Source organism: Humidesulfovibrio sp. (assembly GCF_035560995.1).
GTDB lineage: Bacteria > Desulfobacterota > Desulfovibrionia > Desulfovibrionales > Desulfovibrionaceae > Humidesulfovibrio.
In genome coordinates, this window is the sequence record NZ_DATMYK010000165.1 from 1 (window position 1) to 3947 (window position 3947).

At 64.2% G+C, this 3947-nt stretch carries 4 protein-coding genes and 1 pseudogene; 3 read left to right on the plus strand and 2 right to left on the minus strand.

The window, feature by feature from the left end:
• Positions 1-189: pseudogene (locus VN419_RS06320) on the minus strand (MraZ N-terminal domain-containing protein); the annotation flags it as partial.
• Positions 190-434: 245 nt separating this feature from the next.
• Here VN419_RS06320 and pyk point away from each other — a divergent pair.
• From pyk to VN419_RS06335, 3 genes are all read left to right on the plus strand, one after another.
• Complete coding sequence (pyk, locus tag VN419_RS06325; protein ID WP_325645613.1) at positions 435-1853, plus strand: pyruvate kinase; 1419 nt, start codon at positions 435-437, stop codon at positions 1851-1853.
• Positions 1854-1856: 3 nt separating this feature from the next.
• Positions 1857-2879 (plus strand): HD-GYP domain-containing protein, encoded by a 1023-nt coding sequence (locus VN419_RS06330; RefSeq protein ID WP_325645615.1) that lies wholly within the window; start codon positions 1857-1859, stop codon positions 2877-2879.
• Positions 2880-3095: 216 nt separating this feature from the next.
• On the plus strand, positions 3096-3797 hold the full coding sequence (locus VN419_RS06335) for a PilZ domain-containing protein (RefSeq protein WP_325645618.1): 702 nt from the start codon (positions 3096-3098) through the stop codon (positions 3795-3797).
• Here the strand turns inward: VN419_RS06335 and VN419_RS06340 are convergent.
• A complete protein-coding gene (locus VN419_RS06340; RefSeq protein WP_325645620.1) occupies positions 3781-3933 on the minus strand; it encodes a DUF554 family protein in 153 nt (50 codons plus the stop codon). The two genes, VN419_RS06335 and VN419_RS06340, sit on opposite strands and share 17 nt — an antisense overlap.
• Positions 3934-3947 lie beyond the last annotated feature (14 nt).

Consider the following 3947-nt stretch of genomic DNA (forward strand, 5'->3'; position numbering starts at 1 on the left):
GGGCTTTTCCAGTTCGGCCACAAAGGTGTCCCACTGCTCCGGGGTGATGCCGATGATCTGCCCCTGATAAATGGTCAGGACCAACCGCCCGTCCGGCGTTTCCGCCAGGAACTGGTCACGGAACTCCGGGGTCAGCATGAGCCGACCCTTGGGATCCAGACTGCGGTGGGCATGGCCTAAAAGTCTCACATTTTCCCCTTGGTGAACCACAATTTCCCACGTATTACCACTTCGCCCCACTTTTTTATGAATTCCAGAGGAAAGTCAACACAAAAAACATTTGCTTCCCAAGGAAATGCGGTTAGTAATCAAGCCAACACTGGCACCGGTTTCATGACCGGCAGGAAGAATAAACAATGCTGAAAGGTTGGGCGCCAGCCGCCAGACGTGAGCCAGCCGTCCGCAGGGACGGAAAAAGAGAAGGAGAGCGCTTCATGCATACCAAGATCATCGCCACCCTGGGCCCCGCCACGGAGACCGAAGAGGCCATCGCCGCCCTCGTCGATGCCGGAGCGCGCATCTTCCGCCTCAATTTCTCCCACGGCGGCAAGGAAGGCTTCATCAAGCTGGTGGCCATCATCCGCGCCCTGGAGCAGAAAACTGGCCTCAGCCTGACCATTCTGCAGGACCTCTCCGGCCCCAAGATCCGCACCTGCGACATCGGCCTGGGCACCCTTGAGATCGCCAAGGGGGCCGAGGTGCTGCTGGGCGCGCCCGGGCAGCAGGAAGGCCGCGACGAGCCCTTCATCTGCCTCGACCAGCCCACGCTTCTGCGCAGCATCAACGTTGGAGAAACCGTGGCCCTTAGCGACGGCATGCTCCAGTTCAACGTCATCGCCCGCGAGGGCGACCTTTTGCTGCGCCTGCGCGCGGAGAACGCCGGCATCGCCCCGGCCAGAAAGGGCATCGCCTTTCCCGGAAAAACCACGCCCCTGGCGGCCTTTACCGCCAAGGACAAAGAAGACCTGGCCATCGGCATGGAGCTTGGGGTGGACGTTGTGGCCCTCTCCTATGTGCAGAAGGCAGACGACATCTGCCACCTGAAGGCCGAGATGCGGAACATGGGCCGCGTGCTGCCCATCATCGCCAAGCTGGAGCGCCAGAGCGCCATCATCGGGCTCGACCGCATCCTGGAGGAATCCGACGGCGTCATGGTGGCCAGAGGCGACCTGGGCCTTGAATGCGAGCTGGCCCAGCTGCCCGCGTTGCAGAAGCGCATCATCAAGGCGGCCAATGCGGCGGGCAAGCCGGTCATCGTGGCCACGCAGATGCTTTTGTCCATGGTCTCAAGCCCCATGCCCACCCGCGCGGAAACAACCGACGTGGCCAACGCCATCCTGGACGGGGCCGACTGCATCATGCTGTCCGAGGAGACGGCCATCGGCAAATATCCGGACAAGGCCGTGGGCTTCATGCGCAAGATCGCCACCTGGGCCGAGGACTACTATTTCGAGGACGAGGGCATGGCCCCCAAGCCGCCCAGCGACCAGGAGCACCCGGCGAAGTTCCTGGCCTACTGCGCCTGCCTGCTGGCCCAGAAGACCCGCTCCAAGGCCCTGGTGACGCACTCCACCTCCGGCTCCACCACGCGCATTCTGGCCGCGTGCAGGCCCAAGCAGCCCATTTACGCCCTTTCGCCCGATGACCGCGTGCGGCATTTCACCAACCTTTCCTGGGGCGTCACGCCCGTGTCGCCCATCGCCGAGGACGACAACCACCAGGAGCGCGCGGAGCGCTTCGTGCGCGAGTCGCCCCTGTTCGTGACCGGAGACGTGGTGGTGGTGACCGCCGGGCAGCCCAAGCGCGGCCAGTTGCAGACCCAGACCAACGTGGTCAAGGTCTACGAGAAATAGCCCGTGGCAGCAGCCGACAAGAAAGCCAGCATCGCCGATGCGCTGGACGAGCAGTATTACCAGATCAACCTGGACATACTGGAGAGCTTCAGCAAGTACCGCCCGCCCCTGAACCTGTACAGGTTCAAGGAGGATGTGGCCCGCGTGCTGCCCTACTGCAAGGCCGGGGAGCGGCTGTCGAACGAGCAGGTGGAGCAGCTGGCCCAGCTGGTGGACGAGGGACTCGTCTTCGTCTCCCGCGAGGACCATCCCGTTTACGTCAAGCACATCAGCTACCAGCTGGACCTGGTGCTGGTGGACAAGAACCTGCACGAGACGGAAATAGCCGACATATTCACCCAGGCGCTGACGCGGCGCCTGGGCGAGTTCTTCAGCCAGCCGGTGCCGCTGGTCTTCGGCAAGCTGTGGACCGACATGATGGTGCTCACCGAGTACCTCTACGCCGACGCCAACCGCATCCGCGCCCTGTCCAGGCGGCTGCACCAGACGCACACCCTGGCCAACCACTCCTTCAACAGCGGCATCATGGGCCTGGCCGTGCACATCAAGCAGCAAAGCAAGCAGTACGAAGCGGGCGAGGTGAAACGCAAGTTCCTCGACCACCTCACCGCCGGGCTGTTTCTGCACGACCTGGGCATGAGCAAGATTCCGCCCTTCATGCTGGAGAAGGACAAGGCCCTGACGGCCGAGGACCGGGGTAAGGTGCAGCGTCACACCCAGGTGGGCTACGAAATGCTGGCCAAGCTGGACCTGCGTTTCCCGGAGGTGGAGGAGTGCGTGACCGACCACCACGAGCGCATCAACGGCTCCGGCTACCCGCAGAAGAAGCAGGGGCAGGCCATCGGCCCCCTTGGGCGTTTGTGCGGCCTGGTGGATTCCTACTGCGCCATGACCACGAAACACCCTTACGGGGAGCCCGTGGAGCCCGCCAAGGCCGTGGCCCAGCTGGCCCAGGACCAAGGCTACGACCAGGAGCTTTCGCGCATCTTGCAGGCCATGGTGATGCTGCAGAGCAAGCCGAAATAAAGTCCGCACAAGGGGGGGCACCCCTTGCTCACTTTCGTTCCAGATTGCGCCCGCGCCGGGAAACCGGTTGCGGGCTTTTTTGTGATTCTCCGTGCTGTTGTGGCGTTTCGGACGAGTCGGCTCTGAAAACAGATACCTGCGCGCCGGGTGTTCACTTTCTGGCCGGGTGTGCTATACGTAGTCTTGTGCCTTGCTCCGCAACCCAGGAGGATAGCCATGCAGAAAGCACACGACACGCCCGGCGACGGCGGCGAGGAATTGACCCGGCCGGTGCTGGTGCTGGCCGGAAGGCCGCAAGACTACGCAGATGATCTCGCCGTGCCCGGCTTGGCGCCGCTGTATGTGCCGGATGTGGCGGAGCTGTTGGACCGCTTGGCCGGGCAGCCCGTGAGCGGTTTTGTGCTTGAGATGGACAAGGTGCTGCACGCCCCGGCACTGGAACGCGGGCACCTGTTCGAACTGGCGGAGGCCTTTCCGCTTTTGCGGGCGCGTGGGGCGCGGCAGGGCGGCCCACCTGTGTATCTGGATGACCCGCGGGACTTCGTGGCCGAGGTGCGCGGCTTCGACCCTCGTCCGGCGCGGCATGTGCCCCGCGTTCCGGTGCTGCTGCATGCCCTGCTTACGCGGCGCAGTGGAGGCGGTGAGCAGACGCTCCCGGCCACCATCCTCGACCTTTCGGCCTGTGGCGGCGCGCTGAACTGCGAGACCGAGTTCGCGCCCGGCGAGGAGCTTTTCTTGAGCGTTCTGGAGCTGAGCGACCCTGAGCCCATGCCCGCGCTCATCTGCTGGTCCGGCCTGCGGGGCAGGGCCACGTGCCGGCGCTGCGTGGGGGTGCGCTTTCTGGGCATGCGACCGGGCCAGGCTGAAGAGCTTGGCCAGCGCTTCCTGGGAGGCTCGCCCTTCAGCGGAACCAGCTGACCAGGGCCACGGTGAACACCAGTGAGGGCAGCATGTTCGGCAGCGAGATGCGCTTGAGCTCCAGCAGGTTGATGGCCGTGCCGATGGTGAGCACCCCGGCCACGGCGGAAAGCTCCGTCACCACGCCGGGTTCGATGACGCTGCCGAGGG

Coding starts and splice junctions, on each gene's coding strand:
- pyk (WP_325645613.1), top strand. CDS start 435: ATGCATACCAAGATCATCGCCACCCTGGGCCCCGCCACGGAGACCGAA.
- VN419_RS06335 (WP_325645618.1), top strand. CDS start 3,096: ATGCAGAAAGCACACGACACGCCCGGCGACGGCGGCGAGGAATTGACC.